This window comes from Micromonospora eburnea, from assembly GCF_900090225.1.
Lineage (GTDB): Bacteria > Actinomycetota > Actinomycetes > Mycobacteriales > Micromonosporaceae > Micromonospora > Micromonospora eburnea.
The window spans coordinates 3,662,041-3,680,631 of record NZ_FMHY01000002.1 but is presented as its reverse complement, the minus strand read 5'-3'; the positions used below and the strand labels follow the sequence as shown (position 1 = coordinate 3,680,631).

The window sequence follows — 18,591 nt, the reverse complement described above, 5'->3', positions numbered from 1 at the left end:
GCGCGACGAGCGTTCGCGGACGTGTGACCTGAGGCACCATCCTCCCGGCCGGGAATGAGATCAGCCGCCCGGTGATTTGGTGGCTGATGTGACTGCCGCACAGTTCTCCGTCCGGCTCCGGACGGGCACGACCTCATGACCGCGACCGTCGAAACGATCGAGACACCCACGCCGCCCGCGCTGGCCGGCGACCTGATGAGCACCCGGCAACGGCTGCGCCTCGTCCTCGTCCTCGGCTCGCTGATCGCCATCGGGCCGCTGACCATCGACATGTACCTGCCCGCCCTCCCGGCCATCACCACCGACCTGCACACCACGTCGGCGGCCGTCCAACTCACCCTGACCGGCACCCTCGCCGGCCTCGCCCTCGGGCAGTTGCTGATCGGCCCGCTGTCCGACGCGGTGGGCCGACGCAAGCCGCTGCTCGCCGGTATCGGCCTGCACATCGTGGCGTCCGCGCTGTGCGCGATCGCGCCGGACATCGGCGTGGTCGGGGTCCTTCGCGTGCTCCAGGGGCTCGGTGTCGCGGCCAGTTCCGTGGTGGCGACGGCGGTCGTCCGTGACCTGTTCAGCGGCGCCGCCTTCGCGAAGCTCTTCTCCCGCCTGATGCTGGTGATGGGCGTGGCCCCGATCCTGGCCCCCACCCTGGGCAGTGGGCTGCTGCGCTGGTCGGACTGGCGGGGCGTGTTCGTGGCCCTCGCCGTCTTCGGCGTACTGCTGGTCGTCGTCGCAGCCGTCGGGCTCCAGGAAACCCTGCCGCCCGAGCGGCGTCGCCACGGCGGCGTGACCGCCACCGTACGGGACTACGCCACCCTGCTGCGTGACCGGACGTTCGTCGGCCTCGTGCTGGTCGCCGGGCTCGCCATGGCGGCGCTCTTCGCGTACGTGGCCGGGTCGTCGTTCGTCTTCCAGCAGCAGTACGGGCTCGACGAGCAGCAGTTCGGGCTCGCCTTCGGGGCCGGCGCCGTCGGCCTGATCACCGCCACCCAGCTCAACGTGCGGCTGCTGCGCCGCTACCCGCCGCAGCGGATCCTCGTCGCCGCGCTCGGCGCGGGCACCGTGGCCGGCCTGGTGCTGCTTGCCGTCGCCGCGACCGGCTTCGGCGGCCTCGCCGCCATCCTGGCCTCGCTGTGGGTGGTGCTCGCCGCGGCCGGGCTCGCCATGCCGAACGCACCCGCCCTGGCGCTGTCCCGGCACGGCGAGGCGGCGGGCACCGCGGCGGCGCTGCTCGGCGCGGTGCAGTTCGGCACCGGAGCCCTGGCCGCGCCGCTCGTCGGGGCGCTCGGCACCGGAAGCGTGGCGATGGCCGCGGTGGTCGCCGGTGGCATGGTCACGGCGATGGCCGTCCTGCTGGCCGTGGTCCGGCCCGCGCGACTGGCCGAGATCGAGCCGGCCGCGGTCGCCGTGGCCGCACACTGACCCGGCCCCGCCGGCCCGCCGCCCCTCATCGCGGGCGGCGGGCCGGCGGCGAGGCTCCCGACCGGATCGCCCTGAACGCGAAGGCACTTCGCCGTATGGCGTCCGTCGGCCGTCCGCGCCCGCTCAGCCCCGGCGATCCTCGTCCGGCACCGGCGTCTCCTGGTTCTGCTCCAGCGCGTCGGCGGCGGTCAGGTCGTCGCGTACCGAGCCGGCCAGGTCGGCCTGGTCGCTCGGCGGCACCAGGACGCCCTGCTCCGCCAGGTCCGCCTCGGACGCCTCCGGCACGGCCTCCGAGACCCGGTCCGGCGGGCCGACCACCGTCTCGTCCTGCCGCTGCTCCTGCGCGTCGGCCTGCGGCGGCTGTCGCAGCGGATCGGCCTGCCCGTCCCAGTCGATGCTCACCGTGATCTCCCGATGACCGCGCTCAGCGCGTACGTTCGACGAAGGGGGCGGTCAGGTCGGCGACGTCGCCGTACTCGGCCGGGAGCTGCGAGACGACTTCTTCGTACGCGTCGGGCGGCAGTGCCTCGCGGAGGACGTCGAACACCGCTGTCACCGCGTCCTTCGCCTGCGTGACGTCGACGTCGGCCCGCCCGCTGACCCGTTCGACGAAGACATCGATCCCGAACCGCTCGGCGGTCTCGCCGGAGGCGAAGGCGTACGGCCGCAGACCCCGCGGAAGTTGGCCGGCCAGGTCGCGTGCCTCGCCGCCGTCGATACGTTCCGCCAGGGTGGTCAGCGTGGCGCGGACGAGGGCGGTCGCCTGCTCCGACGACGTCCCCGTACGCTTCGCCACCAGGCCGATGAACTGGTTGTCGTCCACCTGCAAGGCCCTTCTCTCGGCTGGATGCCCCGCTTTCCCCGCCAGCACCCCCTCAAACGGCAGGACTGTGCGCGCGACGGACGCCGGCGGCCCCCGGGCCACCCCGGGGGCCGCCGGCCGGACGATCGTCAGCGGTAGATGTGCACCGGAATGCCGATCTTGATGGTCGACCAGAGCCGGTTCATCGCCGGGACCGGCACCCGCACGCATCCGTGGCTGGCCGGATACGCCGGGACCGACGTGGCGCCGTGCACCGCGTAGCCGTTGTAGAAGTAGTACGGCCGCCACAGCAGGCCGAGGTTGCTCTGCCGCCAGCCGTCGATGCGTCGCTGCATCGTGTAGTTGCCGGTCGGGGTCGGCGTGCTGGCCTTGCCGCTGGAGGCGTCCAGGATGCGCACCACCGAACCGCCGCGGGCCAGGTATACCACCTGCTTGGTCAGGTTGGCCTCCAGCGAGTAGCCGGAGTGGGTGTACTTCGGCTTGGGGACGACCGGGCGGTCGAGCGCCGCCCAGGTGCGCGGCCCCACGACGCCGTCGCGGGCCAGGCCGTTCACCTTCTGGAAGGCGACGACCGCATGGAACGTCGACGGTCCGAAGGCGCCGTCGACGGCTCCGACGTCGTAGTGCAACGCGGCGAGGCGGCGTTGCAGCGTGGTCACCGCCGCGCCCTTGGCGCCCTGCCGCAGGAGCGGCCGACTGCTGGTGGCGGCAACCGTCACTACGGCGGCGCCGGTGGCAGCGGGTGCGCCGGTGACCGGCCCGGCCGCCGACGCCGGGCCGACGGGGACGGCCAGGCCGGCGGCCACCAGGAGGGTCGCCCCGAGGGCGGCCCGCGAGGCGTGGTGACGGGTCGTGCTGGGTGGTGTGAAGGGAAACATCATTCCTCCCTTTCGTACTCCTGCGGTTGACGGTAGTGCGTGGAGACGAGAGCAGCGTCCCGTCCAGAGTCAATTGTGGATGTATAGCCCGATCGGGCGACAGGGGTAGCGGACGACGGAGAGGCTCGACGGGCCGGGGTACGGCGGCGCGGGTAGCGTGCACGGGGAAGGTCCAGCGCGAGGAGGTCCCCGCAGTGCAGACGACGACCGTGGACGTGCCGACCGCCGACGGTGCGGCCGACGCGTACCTTGTCCGGCCAGACGGGGACGGGCCCTTTCCAACCGTCCTGTTCTTCACCGACGCGTTCGGGTTGCGCCCGGCCGTGGCGCGGATGGCCGAGCGGATCGCCGCCCGCGGCTACGTCGTGCTGGTGCCGAATCTCCTCTACCGGTCCGGCCGCGCGCCGCTGATCGACCTGTCCGTGCTCGGTGACGCGAGCCGGCGCGGGGAGCTGTTCGAACAGCTCCGCCCGATGATGCAGGCGCTGACCCCGGAGGTGGTGGCCCGGGACGCCGCCGCGTACCTGGACTTCCTCGCCGGGCAGCCGGGCGTCGCGCCCGGCCCGGCGGCGATCACCGGTTACTGCATGGGCGGGACGAACGCGCTGCGGGCCGCCGCGGCGTACCCGGACCGGATCGCCGCGGCGGCCGCCTTCCACGCGGGTCGGGTGGTCACCGACGCCTCGGACAGCCCGCACCTGGCGCTCGGCTCGGTTACCGGCGAGCTGTACTTCGGCCACGCCGACCAGGACCCGTCGATGACCGCCGCGCAGATCGCCACGCTGGAGAAGACGCTGGACGCGGCCGACGTCAGCTACCGCTCCGAGGTGTACCCCGGCGCCCAGCACGGCTACACCCAGTCGGACACGCCGATGTACGACGAGCGGGCCACCGAGCGGCACTGGGCCGCCCTGTTCGACCTGCTCGACCGGACGTTCCGCCGCTGACCCCGGTTCGCCGGCCACCCGGCTCGGCTCGGGGGGCAGGCCCGACGGCAGGCCACCGACCGGAAACTGGCCCCTGCCCCGCTCCGCCCCGGCTGGCTACCGTCGGGCCATGAACATGGACCCGGACGACCTGCGCCGGCGGTTCGCCGCGCTGACCACCGCCCACGTCGCCGACGCCTGCCTGCGGGCTGACGTCCCGGTGCGCTGCGCCCCGCCCGGGCTGGGGCCGGTGCTGGCCGGCGGCCGGGCGGCCGGGCGGGTGCTGCCGGCCCGGCACGTCGGCAGCGTCGACATCTTCCTCGAGGCGATCGACCGGGCCGTACCCGGCGACGTGCTGGTGGTGGACAACGGCGGGCGTACCGACGAGGCGTGCGTCGGCGACCTGGTGGTGCTGGAGGCGCAGTCGGCGGGGCTGGCCGGTGTGGTGGTCTGGGGCCTGCACCGCGACACGGTGGACATCCGTTCGGTCGGGCTGCCGGTGTTCAGCCTCGGCGCCACGCCGACCGGGCCGCGACGGCTCGACCCCCGGCCGGCCGAGGCGCTGGCCTCCGCCCAGGTGGGGCAGTGGCGGGTCGGCCCCGACGACCTGACGCTGGCTGACGAGGACGGCGTGCTCTTCGTACCGGCCGCCGGGGCGGGTGAGCTGTTCGACCTGGCCGAGTCCATCCGGGACGTCGAGCGGCGGCAGGCCGACCGGATCCGGGCTGGCGAGCCCTTGCGGGCGCAGGTCGGGTTCGGGGCGTACCTGACCGCTCGGCGGAGCCAACCAGCGTTGACGTTCCGGGAGCACCTGCGCCGGGTGGGTGGCGCGATCGAGGAGTGACGCCGGCAGTCGTCCGGTCAGGAGAGGCGGTCGATGGTGGCGGGGACCAGCCCCTGGCCGCGCGCCAGGCTGGTGAGCCGGCGCAGCAGCCGGCGCAGCACGTCGCCGGGCACCGGCTCCGACATCACGTCGAGGCACCATGCGCCGCCGACGCGTCGCAGGTCCCAGTGGAGGTGCGTGCCGTCGACCCGCAGCCGCCCGGTGCCGACCACGCCGGGTCGCGCCCCGGTGGCGCTCGTGGCGTCGTCGAGCCGCAGCGCCGTGATCAGGCGGGCCATCCGGCGATCGTCCAGCTCGCCGGCGAACAGCACCCGGTGGACGTCCGGGCCGGCACCCAGCCGCAGCGGCGCCCCGCACGACAGCGGCAGGTCGTCGTGGAAGCGGTCGCGTAGCGCCTCTTCGCCGGGCAGCGTGCCGCCGCCGAGCCGGCGGTAGGTCGCCGCGGCGGTGGCGCGGTCGACAGCCGCCAGCCGGGCGCGGAGTCCCCGGTCCGCGCGGACCGACCGGGCGAACGCGGCGGAGCTCCACCAGCCGCCGTCGGCCGGGGTCCAGCCGGCGCTGCGGAGCAGGGTCGCGGAGAGGTCGTCGGCCAGGACGAACTCCTCGACCACGAGCCCGGCCGCCCGGCCGTCGTCCGCCCCGACGCGCAGCAGGTAGTAGTCGAGGGCGGCGCTCTCCGCCCGCCGCATCGGGGTTTCCGTGGTCACCTCGGGACCGTACCGCCACCGGTGGCCGTGGGCACGGATCTCGGCATCGGCGCGCGGCACCGCGGTGCGGAGCCGGTGCGCCGATCGGACGGGTCGGCATCCGGGTCCCGCCCGGCCCGGATGCCGATCCCGCGGCGTCGGGCCGCCCCCGCCCGGCTCAGGCGGGGGCGATGGCGAGTCGGGGCCCGGCGGGCGGCGCGCCGGCCAGGCTGAGCAGGGTCTCTCCGCTGGCGTCGTCGACCACGGCGACCCGTACCGCGTCGGGCTCCCGGTCGGCCAGTGGTACGGCGAACACCGCGGTCACCGGGCGGCCCTGGTAGCGCGCGGCATGCCCGACGAAGCGCCAGTCGCCATCGTCCCAGTGCTCCCGTACGTCGGAGCGGAGCAGCGGCGCGACCCGCCGGTAGGCATCGCTGAGCTGGAGCTGCTGCACGGTGGCGAGCAGCGGTACGCCGGACCCGCCGCGCAGCGGGTGGGTCAGCCGGGCGCGCAGCCGGCGCAGCGGCAACAGCCAGGCGGCGTCCAGCTCGGGCGAGAGCGCCACCACCGCGGCCAGTTCGGCGACCAGCACCACGGCCCCGGCCAGCGGTCGCGCGGACAGCGCGCCCGGCCATCCGGCGGGGGACATGGCGGCGAGTCCGCCCGCCGCCACCAGCAGCGCGGCCCGGCCCAGGCTGCGGCCGGAGACCGGGGCCGAACGGGCGCTCAGGCAGCCGCACGAGGAGGTGGGCGCGGCCCGGCGGGCATACGCCAGATAGCCCAGGAAGCCGACGGCCAGCACGGTCGCGGCGACCGCCTCCAGCCGCAGTACGGGTGGCAACAGGAGCAGCGCGCCGAGGGCCAGCTCGACGCCGCCGAGCACTCGGTACGCGGGCAGCGCCCGCCGCTGGCCGAGCAGCCGGACGAGTGCCGACCGGTTGGCGGTCGCGGCGGCGTGCCGGCTGAACAGCTTGACGCGCGAGGACCAGATCAGCACCGCGCCGACGACCAGCGGTTGCAGTGCCGCGATCAGCTCGATCATGGGTTCTCCCATCGGAAGGTCCGGCCGGCGGTGCCCGGGCGGTAGGCGGCCGCCCGGGCGTCGCCGATCAGGCGGCGGCGTAGACGGTGGCGATGCTGATCTCGTTGGTGTCCGGATGCCAGGCGCCGAGCACCTGGACGTGCCGGCCGACCCGCAGCAGCGACATGTCGCTGACCGCCGGGGTGCCGTTGTAGACCGCGGCGGATCGTCCCGGCACGACGTGCGCGACGATCCGGCGGCCCTGGTGGTCGAGGTGCAGCATGTTGCGGCCGACCGACGCGATGTGCGCGTGCAGGTTGACGATGTTGACCCAGATGGAGTCCGCGGCGAGTGTCCCGTCGGGCAGGCGGAGGCCGCGGGCGTAGAGTCCGTCCCCGATCGCCACCTGGTCGAAGGTGGTCGGATTCAGCTTCCAGATGCTGGTGCCGTCGGTGACCCGGATCGAGTGCAGGACCATGTCCGAGCCGGTGACCAGCAGCATGTGGCCGGAGATCTTGCTGATCCGGCCCTCGGCGAAGTTCGGGTCCGGGGCACCGGGTTCGACGGTGACGGGCTCGGCGGCGAAGGCCGCCTCGGGGGCGAGCGAGCCGAGCCCGGTGGCGCCGACCACGCCACCGAGCGCGGCGGTGGCGAGCAGCCGTCGGCGGTTCAGGGTCTGTTTCATCCTGGCGTCCTCCCGTTCAGACGACGTCGACCGAGCAGGGCCGCAGCCCGGTGGAGAGACTGGCGATGGCGCTGTACGCCGCGGGCGTGAGGTCGATGATGCGGTTGGTGCCGCAGGACGCGCCGCAGCACGTGCGCTCGCCGCACCACAGATCGGTCTGCGGGCCGCAGTCGGCGATCGTGGTGCCGATCCGCTTGCCGCTGCACGGGTTGGTGGTGTAGTGCGTGAAGCCGCAGGTGCGGCGGCTCATGCTGATGCCGCAGCTGTCCGGACGGGTGATGGCGAAGCATGCGTCCGAGGCGTTGGGCCAGGCGTGCTGGTAGTTGCCCGACTTGCAGGTGCCGCAGGCGCCTCCGCCCGCGGTGCCGCAGGGACCCCAGGCGCTGCCGCAGCAGAACCAGGACATCTCGCCTTGCAGAGCTGCCACGGGAACCTCCTCCCATAGTCACTCATCTATAGCGATGAGCATCGATATAGACGGTGATTGTTGTGTTGGAAATCACCAAAGTCAACGCTGTGGGGGAAGATTTCCTACCGACGGGAATTGGCGCGCCGTCTTCGTCTCCCCGCCGGTCACCCCGCGCGGGCGACACCGCGCCGACAGCGGGCGGCGCCCGGAGCGCGGGCGGCAGCCGCGGCAGGCGTACTCGTCTCGGCGCTGCCCCGGGGCGGCAGGCGTGCCGACCGGGCGGCGGCGGAGACGGCAGCAGCCGGCCGGGCTACCTGCCCAACCGGTCATGGGTCGTCGAACGCCCGCCCGTGGCGACCGTCCACGGCCACCGCCGTGCCCCCGGGCGTCAGTCGGTGAAGTCCGCCTCGACCAGTCGGACCTGCCGGTGCGCGGCCAGCTGCTCGGCCTGCTCGGTGATGGCGGCCCGGAGGCGGGTGGACGCCGCCGACCACAGCGCCACCTGCACCGTCAGCTTCCCGCCGGACTGACGTGGCCGCCAGGTGCCGGCGAGCTCACCGGCGGCGACCACCGCGCCGGGCCGGCCGAGCACCGGCCAGAGGGCCTTGGCCCGGGCCGGGTCGTCGACCAGCAGCGGGCGGTCCTTGGCCTGCAGGAACAGGTCGAACGGGCCGAGCAGCCGGACCGCCTGCGGGCGCGGCGCGTCGAACCGGTCGGCGTCGGCGGAGAGCACCCACCGGGTTTCGCCGGCGACCGACACCTCGGCTACGTCGGCCGGCCAGCGGGCCTTGACGTCCTTGACCGGCGCGTCGAGGTAGTCGGCGACGTGCTTGGGCGTGGCCGGGCCGAGCAGCCGCAGGTAGGCGCGGATCAGGTCGAACCGCTCCGGCACGTGATCCGCCGGCCGGAAACCGGCGATCGGTTGCAGCACCGGCGGCGACGTGCCGGCCCGCAGCTCCAGCCCGGCGCGCACCGCCGCGAGCCGGAACGGCATCTCGTAGAGGTGGATGCCGTCGCACGGCCGGCAGAATCGCAGGTAGGGCTCGGGCATCAGGGCGGCCACCCGGGCGGACACCTCGCCCTTGACCAGTGGCTCCGTCACCACCGACCGCATGGCGGTGGCGACCGCGTCCAGCGCGGCCAGGTTGCCGATGCCGGCCGCCTTCAACGGCTTGGCCGCGTCGTAGATGCGCTTGCCGGCGTCCGCGTCGGAGAACGGCGTCACGGCGGCGGCGACCTGCGGCAGATCCTCACGGCGATAGAGGTGGGGAGCGCCGCGCACGGTCCACATCGTGGCCAGGTCGGCCTCGGCGAGCACCGGGCCGGCGAGCCCTCGGTTGCGCAGCGCCCACCGCCCGCCGTCCGGCCCGGTGTCCTGCACGCCGATGTCGAGCACGGCCGTGTCGCCCAACGTGCCGTCCGTGCGGTCCAACTGCTGGACCCGCATCCGGAAGCCGAGCACCTGCACGCGATCGACCGAACCCGCCACGGGCCCCAGGGTACGGCCAGCCACCGACAGGCCCGGACCCCCCGTCCGGATCGGACGTCAGCACATCGGGCGACGCGCCGGGGTGGGCCTTGACAGCGTCACCGATCACGACAACGCTGCTCTATAGTCCTACTGCCGTAGGACAATAGAGAGGAACGTCCTGGGTGATCGAGTTTGTGCTGGACAGCCGGTCGAAGGTGAACACCTACATGCAGCTCGTGCAGCAGGTGAAACAGGCGCTCCGGGTCGGACTGTTGGCGCCGGGCGACCAGCTGCCGAAGGTTCGTGACGTCGCGCAGTCGTTGGCGATCAACCCGAACACGGTGCTCAAGGCGTACCGCGAATTGGAGATCGAGGGTCTGGTCGGCGGCCGGCCCGGGGTCGGCACGTTCGTCGAGCGGACCCTGGCGGGCGCGTCCCTGCCCAACCAGGCCGAGCTGCGCGAAGACCTGCTGGCCTGGCTGCACCGGGCACGCGCCGCGGGGCTCACCCCCGAGGACGTCGTCGCCCTGGTGGAGACCACCATGCGGGCCGCGCTCGCCGACCAGTCACCGCAGAAGGAGCCCGCGTGAGCGGAGGAGAGGACAGAGGATGGACGTGGTCCTGGAGGCCGACCAGTTAGGCAAGCGTTACGGCAACACCTGGGCGCTGCGGGACTGCTCGCTGCACCTGCCGGCCGGGCGGGTCGCCGCCCTGGTCGGGCCGAACGGCGCGGGCAAGAGCACCCTGCTGCACCTGGCCGTGGGCCTGCTCCGGCCGGACGCCGGGGCCGTGCGGGTGTTCGGCCAGTCGCCCTACGACAACACCGGCGCCCTGGCCGACATCGGCTTCGTCGCCCAGGACACCCCGTTGTACCGGGACTTCAGCGCCGCCGAACTGGTCGCCGTCGGCGCGAAGCTGAACCGGCGGTGGGACTCGGCCCTGGCCCGCAACCGGCTGGCCCAGCTCGGTATCCCGCCGAACCGGCCGGTCGGCAAACTGTCCGGCGGGCAGCGGGCCCAGGTTGCGCTGGCGCTGGCGCTGGCCAAACGGCCCCGGCTGCTGCTGCTCGACGAGCCGGTCGCCAGTCTTGACCCGCTGGCCCGGCGGGAGTTCCTCCAGTCACTGATGGGCAGCGTGGCCGAGGCCGGCACCACCGTCCTGCTCTCGTCGCACCTGCTGGCGGACCTGGAGCGGGTCTGCGACCACCTGATCGTTTTGCAGTCCGCCCGGGTGCGACTCGCCGGCCCGGTCGACGACATCGTGGCCGAGCACCGGCAGCTGGTGGGCCCCCGGCACGACGGCGGCCCGCTCGGCGGGGTCGCGGCCGTGGTCCGGGCCAGCCACACCGACCGGCAGTCCACACTGCTGGTCCGCGTCAACGGCACGATCAACGATCCCGCCTGGACCGAGCGTGAGGTCGGCCTGGAGGACGTCATCCTGGCCTACCTGGCCGACGGCGACACGGCGGCGAGTCACACCGAGTGGGGGGTGCCGGCATGATCTGGCTGACCTGGCGGCAACACCGCAAACAGGCACTGTTCACCGTCGTCGCGTTCGCGGCGCTCGCCGCGCTGATGATCCCGATCGGCCTGTCCATGCGGCACACGTTCGCCGACCTCGGCCTGCCCGACTGCGTGCGCCAGCTGGCCGGCACCGACCCCACGCCGGAGTCCGTGTCCAGCTGTGAAGGGGCGTTCCGCCAGTTCACGAACCGGTACGGCAGCCTGAACCTGCTGGCCGTTCTGCTGCTCGTCCTGCCGATTCTGGTCGGCCTGTTCTGGGGCGCCCCGCTGGTGGCCCGGGAGGTGGAACATGGCACGCACCGCTTCGTCTGGACCCAGGGCGTCGGCCGTACCCGCTGGGCGCTGGTGAAGTTCGGGCTCGTCGGCGCGGCCGTGGTCGCCCTCGCGGTCTGCTACGGGCTGGGCATGTCCTGGTTCGTCAGCCCGCTGACCGAGGCCGCACACGAGGGCCGGATGGGCTTCATGATTTTCGACCTGCAGGGCGTCGCCCCGATCGGCTACACCCTCTTCGCTGTGGCGCTCGGCATCTTCGCCGGCACCGTCTGGCGTCGGATGCTGCCCGCCATGGCCGTCACCCTCGTCGGCTTCGTCGGCGTACGGGCAGCGGTGGCGATCCTGGCCAGGCCGCACTACCAACCCGCCCGTACCCTCACCTTCCCGATAGTGGGGGCGGACCGACCGATGTCCCGTGGCGACTGGGTCCTCTCCAGTGGGGTTCGCAACGCCGACGGGACAATGGTGGCGGCCGACACCCAGATCGCCTGCCCGCCGGGTGGCCAGGGGCCGGACGGCCATGCCTGCGGTGCCGAGCTGGGCCTCGGGCCCGGTGCCTACAACTGGCAGCTCTACCAACCGGGGAGCCGGTTCTGGCTCTTCCAGGGCATCGAGACCGGCATCTTCGTCGTGCTCGCTCTGCTCCTGGTCTATTTCGCCATCCGCCGGATCCGCCGCATCGCGTAGCCGCGCCAGGCGATGATCGCCGGTCCCTTCCGGGTCCGGCGATCACGCGTACCGGGCGTCGGGCTGTCGGCGCTGCCCCGCTGACCGCCCACGGTCAGGCCGGATCGAAGCGGGCGGCGAACGCCCCGCGCACCGGCCCGTCCGCCCGGTCCAGCACCGCGAAGGTGACCTGGTCGAACCAACCGGCGGAGTCGGCGAGGGCGAGCGCGAACGCCTCCGCCACCGTCGCCGGGTCGTTGCGGAACACCCCGCACCCCCACGCGCCGAGCACCAGCCGCCGGTGGCCGTACGCGGCGGCGACGGCGAGCACCCGCCGTGCCCGGGTACGCAGCACCGGCCCGACCTGGTCGGCGTCGGCGGGCTGGTTACGCAGCACCGCGCCACGGTTGGGTGCGGCGGTGGTCAGCAGCGACACCTCGTGGAGGTCGTCGAGCAGCCGCCCCTTGTCGTCGCGGAACACCGGCACCCGGGGCGAGTGGATCACCCGGTCGCTGTAGAGCAGGTCCCGCTGGTCGCGGTGGAAGTCGTAGAACCCGGGGACGGAACTCAGGCAGGGGAAGAGCGCGGAGGCTCGGGCGACGCTCTCCTCCTGCGCCTGCGCGCCGGTGCGGAATCCGCCGCCCGGGTTCTTCGCCGAGGCGAAGACCAGCGCGGCGACGTCCCCGCCGGCGGCCAGACGCCGGGCGGCCAACAGGGTGCTCTCCCCGGTCACCTCGATGGCCGGGCCGTCGCCGCCGACCGGCGGGGTGGGCAGCGGCTCGTCGGGCAGGTGCAGGCGGGTGCCGGCGACGGCGGCGCGCACCGGACCGGCGAGCGCCACCGTCTCACCCCGGCCGTTGACGTACCGGCCGGCGTCGAGGATGTCCAGGGTCTCGCGGGCGATGGCCCGCAGGCGGGTACTCATGATTGGACGATTGTGTGGCAGCGTCCGGTGCCGCGACGACCGGTTATCGGGCCGGCCGGTGCCGGACGCCGACCCGGGCCGCGACGGCTCGACCCCCGGCCGGCCACGATCCGGATCGGATTGCCGTCCAGGCGTTCAGATCAGCTGCGGAGCACCCGACCTCGGCGGTCAGTCCGGCAGCCGGGGCATCTCCAGGCCCGGATCGCGCCCGAGCAGCACCGCCCGGGTCAGCGCGGTTGATCCGAACCGGTCCCGGACCGCGTCCACCGCCGCGTCCAGCTCTACGCCCGGGTCGCGGCTGAACGGCAGCGTCAACTGCACGTGCCCGTCGTCGAGGTTGCCGACGGACACCCCGAGCAGCGTCACGCCCCGGGTCTCGATCTCCGGCAGCGCCGCGCGCAGCAGCGCCCGCGCCGCCTCGCACAGCGGCAAGGTCTGAGCGGTCGCCTTGTCGAGGGTGCGTGAGCGGGTCGCCCGGGTGTAGTCGGCGAAACGCAGCCGCAGGGTCACCGTGCGCCCGGCGCGTCGCGCCGAACGCATCCGCCCGGTCACCCGGTCGACCAGCCCGGCCAGGACGGCGTCCAGCTCGGCGGGGGAGTGCGGCGCGCGGCTCAGCGCGTGCTGGGCCCCCATCGAGGACCGCCGCCGCCCGACCTGCACCACGCGCGGGTCGCGGTTGTGGGCGAGGGCGTGCAGGTGGCGGCCGGCGCCCGCGCCGAGCAGCGACACCAGCGTCGGCTCGTCGAGCCGGGCCACCTGCCCCACCGTACGGATGCCCCGGTCGCGCAGCCGCTCCGCGGTCACCGGCCCGACGCCCCACAACCGCTCCACCGGCAGCGGGTGCAGGAACGCCAGCTCCCGATCGGGCGCGACGACCAACAGCCCGTCCGGCTTGGCCACCCCGCTGGCCACCTTGGCCAGGAACTTCGTCCGGGCCACCCCCACCGTGATCGGCAGGCCGACCTGCTCGCGTACCTCCCGGCGCAGCCGCGCCCCGATCTCGGCGGGCGGGCCGACCAGCCGGCGCAGCCCACCCACGTCCAGGAACGCCTCGTCGATGGAGAGCCCCTCGACCAGCGGCGTGGTCCGCCGGAAGATCTCGAACACCGCCCGGCTCGCCGCCGTGTACGCGGCCATCCGCGGCGGCACCACGATCGCCTCCGGGCAGAGTCGCCGGGCCTGCCGCCCGCCCATCGCGCTGCGCACCCCGCGCGCCTTCGCCTCGTAACTGGCCGCCAGGACCACCCCGCCGCCGACGATCACGGGGCGGCCCCGCAACCGGGGATCGTCGCGCTGCTCGACCGACGCGTAGAACGCGTCCAGGTCGGCGTGCAGGATGGTGGCCTCGCTCGACACGCACCCATGTTCGCACGCCTGTTCGAAGAGGTGTGATGGGTGGCCGGTTCAGGCGCCGCGGGCCCGGGCCCGACCGGCGGACCGGCGCAACGAACTCGGAGCGTTCACGCCCGCCCCGTCGCTCACGCCGACGCCGAGCCGCTCGACCAGCTCACCGCCGAGCCAGCCGGTCACCCCGGCGAGCGCGATACCGACGAAGCTGCAGATCAGGGCCCCGGCGCTCGGGTCCCAGTTGGTGGCGGCCAGCCGCTGGAACCAGCTCGCCGCGAACAACGCCAGCACCACCACGTTGCCGAGGCCGTGCGCGGCGCCGATCCGTTTCGCGCGGGTACCGGCGGGGATGCCCCGCCAGTCGATGAAACCGAACAGCCCGGCGAGGAGACCGCCGAGGATTCCGATGCCCATCGTCTGCGCGGCGGAGATCTGGAAACTCGTCCGGTCCGTGGCCAGGTAGAGGATGTCGAAGATCACCGCGGTGGCGAGCAGCCCCAGCGGGAACACGATCAGAATGGGATGGATCCCGTGGCCCATCGCCTTGGCGCGACTCTCCATGCCGGTCCCTTTCGTCTCGGCCCCAGTTCCGGGCCGCATTCCCCACCGGAGTCCGGCTACACCCGTCGCCCGTCACCGGCGGCGAGTGGAGATCGCCTGACGGGGGGCGCGGCGGACCACCGCCAGCCGGTCGCCGCGCGCGGTGATCGACGTCCGCCCGCCCCGCCTGCGCCGCACGGTCAGGTCGACCGTGGCGCGCCCGACCCGTACGCCCTCCAACCGCAGGTCCGGCAGCCACTCCGGTAGATGCGGATCCACGAAGATCGTTCGCACCGACGCGGCCGGCCGCAGCGCCAGCATCGCCTGGACCAGGGCGACGATCGCGCTGGCCGACCAGGCCTGCGGGGAACAGGAGTTCGGGTAGACGCCGGGGTGCGGGTGGGCCGGGTCGCGGGGGAGTCCGCTGAGCACCTCGGGCAGTCGATGCTCCTCGAACAGCGCCGCCGCGGCGAACATCCCCTCGGCCAGCCGGTGCAGGTGCGGCCAGCAGCCGTACCGGGCCAGGCCGAGACCGATCGTGCCCGCCTCCACCGGCCAGACACTGCCCCGGTGGTAGCTGAACGGGTTGTAGGCGGGGTGGTCGGCCGACAGCGTCCGCACCCCCCAGCCGCTGAACATGTCGGGGGCGAACAGCCGGTCGGCCACCTGCGCGGCGACCTGGGCCGGCACGATGCCGGTGGCCAGCAGGTGCCCGTCGTTGGAGTTGGTGGAGCGCACCGGCCGCTTGTCCGGCCCGAGCGCCATCGCGTAGCAGCCCCGCTCGGGCAGCCAGTACGCCTGATGGAAGCGGCGGCGCAGCGCCCGGGCCCGGGCCAGCAGCGTGGCGCCCCGGGCCGGATGACCGGTCACCGTGAAGACCGCCGCGGCGTGCCGCAGGGCCGCGTACCAGTAGGCCTGCAACTCGCTGGTCGCGATCGGGTTGGCCACCACCTGCCCGTACTCGTCGACGATCGCGGTGTCCGAGTCCTTCCAGCCCTGGTTCTTCAACCCCGCCGCGGAGCGGCGGTGGTAGTCCAGGAAGCCGTCACCGTCGGGGTCGCCGTACCGCTCGATCCAGCCCAGCGCCCGCCGGGCCGTCGGCAACAGCTCCCGTACGGTGTCCAGGTCACCGGTCCAGGCGAAGAACTGCCCGAGGAAGACCAGGAAGTCCGGCGCGGTCGACCAGTCGCCGTAGTAGCTGGTGAACGGGTCCAGTCCGAGCGCGGAGACCGGGCCCTGGCGGGCCTCGTGCAGCGGCTTGCCCGGTTCCTCGTCGTGCCAGTCGTCCAGCCGTCGGCCCAGGTGACCGGCGATGAGCCGCAGGCTGTCGGCCAGCATGGTCGGACCCGCCAGCAGCGCCTGCCACGACGCCGTCATCGTGTCCCGGCCGAAGATCTCCTGATAGATGGGCAACCCCGCCATCGGTGCCGCCGGTCCGGCCGGTTCGCCGAGCGGCAGCACCGCCAGGTCGTGCGTCGCACACCGCCACGCCGCCGTCACGTCGAAGTTGCTGCTGCTCAGATCGGCCAGCTCGCCGATCAGCCGGGCCCGGGCCCGGGCGGCGGAGTCGTCCGGCTCGGTGAACGTCGCCGGGGGAGCGGCCAGCCGCTCCCCGTCGAAGACCGGCTCGACCAGCAGCTCGACCCGGGTGCTGCCGCGCGCCGGCACCGCCACGTCGACGCGGAACGCGCCGTCGTCGTACACCACCGGGGTGTCGGCCCGGACTCCGACCGCGACCGCCCGGTCGAGGCCGTCGCACAGGTAGGTCAGGCGCAGTTCCCCCGCCGCCGGATCCCACCGGGTGGCGACCTCGCCGAACTGCAACCGTCGGCCCGTCTCCGCCTCGCTGGTGTCGGCGAAGTCCGCCGCGACCCGGATCTGCAGCGCGAACTCCAGTGGCCGGGCGGCGTAGCTGACCACGGTGAACCGGGTCCGCAGTCCCGCTCCGACGAACCGCTCGGTCGTCAGGTACGCCGCTCGCGACGGCAGCTCCTCCCCGTTGCCCAGCTCCGCGTACGAGAGCTGGGCGTGCCCCCGCACGTTCCCGGTGGCGAACGGGACCGGCTCCCGGCCGTCGACGGCGATCCGTTCCCGGCTGAGCACCCGGGTGTTGCGGGCGAAGAAGCCCTGGGGATCGGTGCCGGTGATCCGGCCGCGTACGTCGGTGACCAGGGTGCTCCACCCGCTCGCCACGTAGAGCAGGTCGGGTCGGACGCGCAGGCTGTGGACCCTGGTCATCGGGCAGCAGATACCCCTTTACCGTCCCGGTACGCGCACCCAGGCGGCGGTGCGGGCTCAGGGCGCGGTGCGGGCCCGGTCGCGGACGAGCAGTTCCAGGGCCAGCGCGATGGCCACCGCCTCGACCGCCAGCAGGGTGAGCAGGATGAGCAGCTGGGTCGCCCCGGCCTCCAGCGGCCCGGCCCCGCCCAACAGCACACCGACGAACGCGCCCGGCAGGGTGACCAGGCCGACCGTGCGGGTCTGGTCCAGTGCGGGAATGAGGGCCTGCCCGGCGGCCGGCCGGCAGATCTCCAGCGCCGCGTCGCGGGGGAGCAGCCCCAGGGCCAACCCGGCCTCGTACTCGCCGTGTCGGGTGCGCAGCTCGTCCAGGGTCCGCCGGCCGGCGAGGCTGGTCGCGGTCATCGCCCCGCCGATCAGGATGCCCGCCGTCGGCAGCACCACCAGCGGCGTGGCCGGCAGCGCCCGGCTGGCCAGCAGCACCACCAGGCTCGGCAGCACCCCGGCCGCGATCGCGAGGGGAGCGACCCGGCGCGGGCAGGACGGCCCGATCCGGCGGCGTGCGGTGACGCCGGCGACCACGTACATGAGCAGGATGAAGACGCCCGTGCTCCACCAGGCACGCAGCACGGCGACGATGACCAGCGACACCACGCCGAGCTGGACGGTGGCCCGGACGGCCGCGGTCAGCACGGCCCGGCCCCGGCCGATCCCGCTCAGCCGCAGCACGGCGGCGGCCGCCACGGTCAGCCCGACCAGGGCGACGACCAGGGTCGGCCCGATCGGCACCGTTCCGGCGCTCATCGGCCCGCCCGACGCTCACGGACGGTGCCGTCGGCCGGGCCGACGGCATACATCCGGAGCTGCTCGCCGGCCATCGGACGATCGTATGCGGGCGGCCGGATCTCCCGACGGACGGTCCGTCGCGTCCCCTGCCGGAGACCGTGGCGTTCCTCGACCGAGTGACCGCGCCCGCCTATCTCGCCGGCCACGGTCTCCTGATCGCCGCGGCCACGTCGGTACGACGTGCCGAGCAGCCTCCATGACAGACCCAACCTTTTAGGCGAGCGACCGGATCTGGGGGCTGACGCGGCGTCGGGCGTACGGATCACCTGCTGGCTGCTGGAGCATCCGCAGCCCGTGCATCGTGTCCGCGAATGGACTGACCGTCGCCACCCGGGTTCGTGCCAGGTCCGCCGCCGTGAAGTGGAGCCGGACGGTGAAGGGCACGAAGGCCACCTGCCTCCGCGTCGTCGACCACGCCCGACCCGAGACCGATCTGTGACGCGTGCCGTGAGGGCCGGCGCCTACCAGGCGATCCCTCGTCTGAATCTCCTGGTGCCCTCCCGTCGCGCTCAGGCGGCCGTGCTTCGGCGCGGGTGGGCGTTCGCCCCGGTCAGGACGGCTGGCTGATGTTCACCAGCCAGCCGATGCCGAACCGGTCCACGCACATGCCGAACTCGTCGCCCCACATCTGCTTCTCCAGCGGGACGGACACGGTGCCGCCGTCGGAGAGCTTGTCCCAGTAGCCCCGCAGCACGTCCGCGTCGTCGCCGCTCAGGCTCACCGCGATGTTGTTGCCGGCTGTGGGCGGCGCCATCTCCGGCGGTGTGTCGGAGGCCATCAGGGTGAAGCCGCGATCCGTCTCGAGCTGCGAGTGCATGACCAGGTCGGCGAGCGCCGGGTCCGGGTTGCCGAACTCGCCGAAGGTGCTCAACGTCAGGGTGCCGCCGAACACCTGCTGGTAGTGCTCCATCGCCGCGCGGGCGGTGTCCTGGAAGCTGAGGTACGGGTTGAGTCTGATCATTTCGCCTCCTCGATGGTGATTTGGGCATCGTCGCAGAGTGACGGGCCGGTACCAAAGAGGCGCGGCGAGGGGATAACCGACGGACGGGTGCGGTGGAGGTGGCGCCGTTG

Annotated in this window: 21 protein-coding genes; 6 read left to right on the top strand and 15 right to left on the bottom strand. The window is 73.7% G+C overall.

From position 1 onward, the window contains the following. The first annotated feature begins 195 nt into the window (after nucleotides 1-195). The gene (locus GA0070604_RS16705; RefSeq protein ID WP_091127193.1) at nucleotides 196-1,419 is read left to right on the top strand and encodes a multidrug effflux MFS transporter; all 1,224 of its coding nucleotides are present in this window, start codon (nucleotides 196-198) and stop codon (nucleotides 1,417-1,419) included. A gap of 123 nt (nucleotides 1,420-1,542) precedes the next feature. Here GA0070604_RS16705 and GA0070604_RS16700 read toward each other — a convergent pair whose 3' ends face one another. The 3 genes from GA0070604_RS16700 to GA0070604_RS16690 all read right to left on the bottom strand — a co-directional run bounded on the left by GA0070604_RS16700 (nucleotide 1,543) and on the right by GA0070604_RS16690 (nucleotide 3,123). After that, nucleotides 1,543-1,821, bottom strand: a complete 279-nt coding sequence (locus tag GA0070604_RS16700) for a hypothetical protein (protein ID WP_244161946.1) — start codon at nucleotides 1,819-1,821, stop codon at nucleotides 1,543-1,545. A 22-nt stretch (nucleotides 1,822-1,843) separates the two neighbouring features. Next, on the bottom strand, nucleotides 1,844-2,242 hold the full coding sequence (locus GA0070604_RS16695; RefSeq protein WP_091118777.1) for a DUF2267 domain-containing protein: 399 nt from the start codon (nucleotides 2,240-2,242) through the stop codon (nucleotides 1,844-1,846). 128 nt (nucleotides 2,243-2,370) lie between these two features. Beyond that, nucleotides 2,371-3,123: a L,D-transpeptidase family protein gene (locus tag GA0070604_RS16690; RefSeq protein WP_091118776.1), complete on the bottom strand. Its 753-nt coding sequence runs from the start codon at nucleotides 3,121-3,123 to the stop codon at nucleotides 2,371-2,373. A gap of 191 nt (nucleotides 3,124-3,314) precedes the next feature. Here GA0070604_RS16690 and GA0070604_RS16685 point away from each other — a divergent pair, with 191 nt between their 5' ends. Then, complete coding sequence (locus GA0070604_RS16685; RefSeq protein WP_091118775.1) at nucleotides 3,315-4,067, top strand: dienelactone hydrolase family protein; 753 nt, start codon at nucleotides 3,315-3,317, stop codon at nucleotides 4,065-4,067. Nucleotides 4,068-4,176: 109 nt separating this feature from the next. Next, entirely contained in the window at nucleotides 4,177-4,890 is a 714-nt protein-coding gene (locus tag GA0070604_RS16680) for an RraA family protein (protein ID WP_208602086.1), read from the top strand. A 17-nt stretch (nucleotides 4,891-4,907) separates the two neighbouring features. Here the strand turns inward: GA0070604_RS16680 and GA0070604_RS16675 are convergent, their stop codons facing one another. From GA0070604_RS16675 to GA0070604_RS16655, 5 genes are all read right to left on the bottom strand, one after another. Then, complete coding sequence (locus GA0070604_RS16675) at nucleotides 4,908-5,597, bottom strand: hypothetical protein (RefSeq protein ID WP_141721310.1); 690 nt, start codon at nucleotides 5,595-5,597, stop codon at nucleotides 4,908-4,910. 157 nt (nucleotides 5,598-5,754) lie between these two features. Further along, a complete protein-coding gene (locus tag GA0070604_RS16670; RefSeq protein WP_208602085.1) occupies nucleotides 5,755-6,618 on the bottom strand; it encodes a MauE/DoxX family redox-associated membrane protein in 864 nt (287 codons plus the stop codon). Nucleotides 6,619-6,685: 67 nt separating this feature from the next. Continuing rightward, a complete protein-coding gene (locus GA0070604_RS16665; protein WP_091118772.1) occupies nucleotides 6,686-7,282 on the bottom strand; it encodes a cell wall protein in 597 nt (198 codons plus the stop codon). A gap of 16 nt (nucleotides 7,283-7,298) precedes the next feature. Continuing rightward, nucleotides 7,299-7,709, bottom strand: coding sequence for an RlpA-like double-psi beta-barrel domain-containing protein (locus GA0070604_RS16660; RefSeq protein ID WP_244161945.1), 411 nt, complete (start codon nucleotides 7,707-7,709; stop codon nucleotides 7,299-7,301). 370 nt (nucleotides 7,710-8,079) lie between these two features. Then, nucleotides 8,080-9,180, bottom strand: a complete 1,101-nt coding sequence (locus GA0070604_RS16655) for a winged helix DNA-binding domain-containing protein (protein WP_091118770.1) — start codon at nucleotides 9,178-9,180, stop codon at nucleotides 8,080-8,082. 164 nt (nucleotides 9,181-9,344) lie between these two features. Between GA0070604_RS16655 and GA0070604_RS16650 the strand changes: the two genes are divergently transcribed. From GA0070604_RS16650 to GA0070604_RS16640, 3 genes are read left to right on the top strand one after another with little or no spacing between them, the layout of a single operon-like run. Beyond that, complete coding sequence (locus tag GA0070604_RS16650; RefSeq protein WP_091118769.1) at nucleotides 9,345-9,752, top strand: GntR family transcriptional regulator; 408 nt, start codon at nucleotides 9,345-9,347, stop codon at nucleotides 9,750-9,752. A gap of 19 nt (nucleotides 9,753-9,771) precedes the next feature. Then, a complete protein-coding gene (locus GA0070604_RS16645) occupies nucleotides 9,772-10,662 on the top strand; it encodes an ABC transporter ATP-binding protein (protein ID WP_091118768.1) in 891 nt (296 codons plus the stop codon). Next, a complete protein-coding gene (locus GA0070604_RS16640; protein WP_091127191.1) occupies nucleotides 10,659-11,645 on the top strand; it encodes a transporter in 987 nt (328 codons plus the stop codon). Before GA0070604_RS16645 ends, GA0070604_RS16640 begins: the two co-directional genes overlap by 4 nt. Nucleotides 11,646-11,739: 94 nt before the next feature. Here GA0070604_RS16640 and GA0070604_RS16635 read toward each other — a convergent pair whose 3' ends face one another. From GA0070604_RS16635 to GA0070604_RS16605, 7 genes are all read right to left on the bottom strand, one after another. After that, complete coding sequence (locus tag GA0070604_RS16635; RefSeq protein WP_091118767.1) at nucleotides 11,740-12,549, bottom strand: TIGR02452 family protein; 810 nt, start codon at nucleotides 12,547-12,549, stop codon at nucleotides 11,740-11,742. Nucleotides 12,550-12,717: 168 nt separating this feature from the next. After that, nucleotides 12,718-13,905, bottom strand: a complete 1,188-nt coding sequence (gene dinB / locus GA0070604_RS16630) for a DNA polymerase IV (RefSeq protein ID WP_091118766.1) — start codon at nucleotides 13,903-13,905, stop codon at nucleotides 12,718-12,720. A gap of 48 nt (nucleotides 13,906-13,953) precedes the next feature. Beyond that, complete coding sequence (locus GA0070604_RS16625) at nucleotides 13,954-14,457, bottom strand: DUF2231 domain-containing protein (RefSeq protein WP_091118765.1); 504 nt, start codon at nucleotides 14,455-14,457, stop codon at nucleotides 13,954-13,956. Between the two features lie 72 nt (nucleotides 14,458-14,529). Continuing rightward, nucleotides 14,530-16,674, bottom strand: coding sequence for an amylo-alpha-1,6-glucosidase (locus GA0070604_RS16620; protein WP_091118764.1), 2,145 nt, complete (start codon nucleotides 16,672-16,674; stop codon nucleotides 14,530-14,532). Nucleotides 16,675-16,731: 57 nt separating this feature from the next. Next, nucleotides 16,732-17,478, bottom strand: a complete 747-nt coding sequence (locus GA0070604_RS16615) for an ABC transporter permease (RefSeq protein ID WP_091118763.1) — start codon at nucleotides 17,476-17,478, stop codon at nucleotides 16,732-16,734. 255 nt (nucleotides 17,479-17,733) lie between these two features. Next, complete coding sequence (locus GA0070604_RS32475; protein ID WP_167363489.1) at nucleotides 17,734-17,904, bottom strand: hypothetical protein; 171 nt, start codon at nucleotides 17,902-17,904, stop codon at nucleotides 17,734-17,736. Between the two features lie 166 nt (nucleotides 17,905-18,070). Continuing rightward, nucleotides 18,071-18,481 (bottom strand): VOC family protein, encoded by a 411-nt coding sequence (locus GA0070604_RS16605; protein ID WP_091118761.1) that lies wholly within the window; start codon nucleotides 18,479-18,481, stop codon nucleotides 18,071-18,073. Nucleotides 18,482-18,591: the final 110 nt, after the last annotated feature.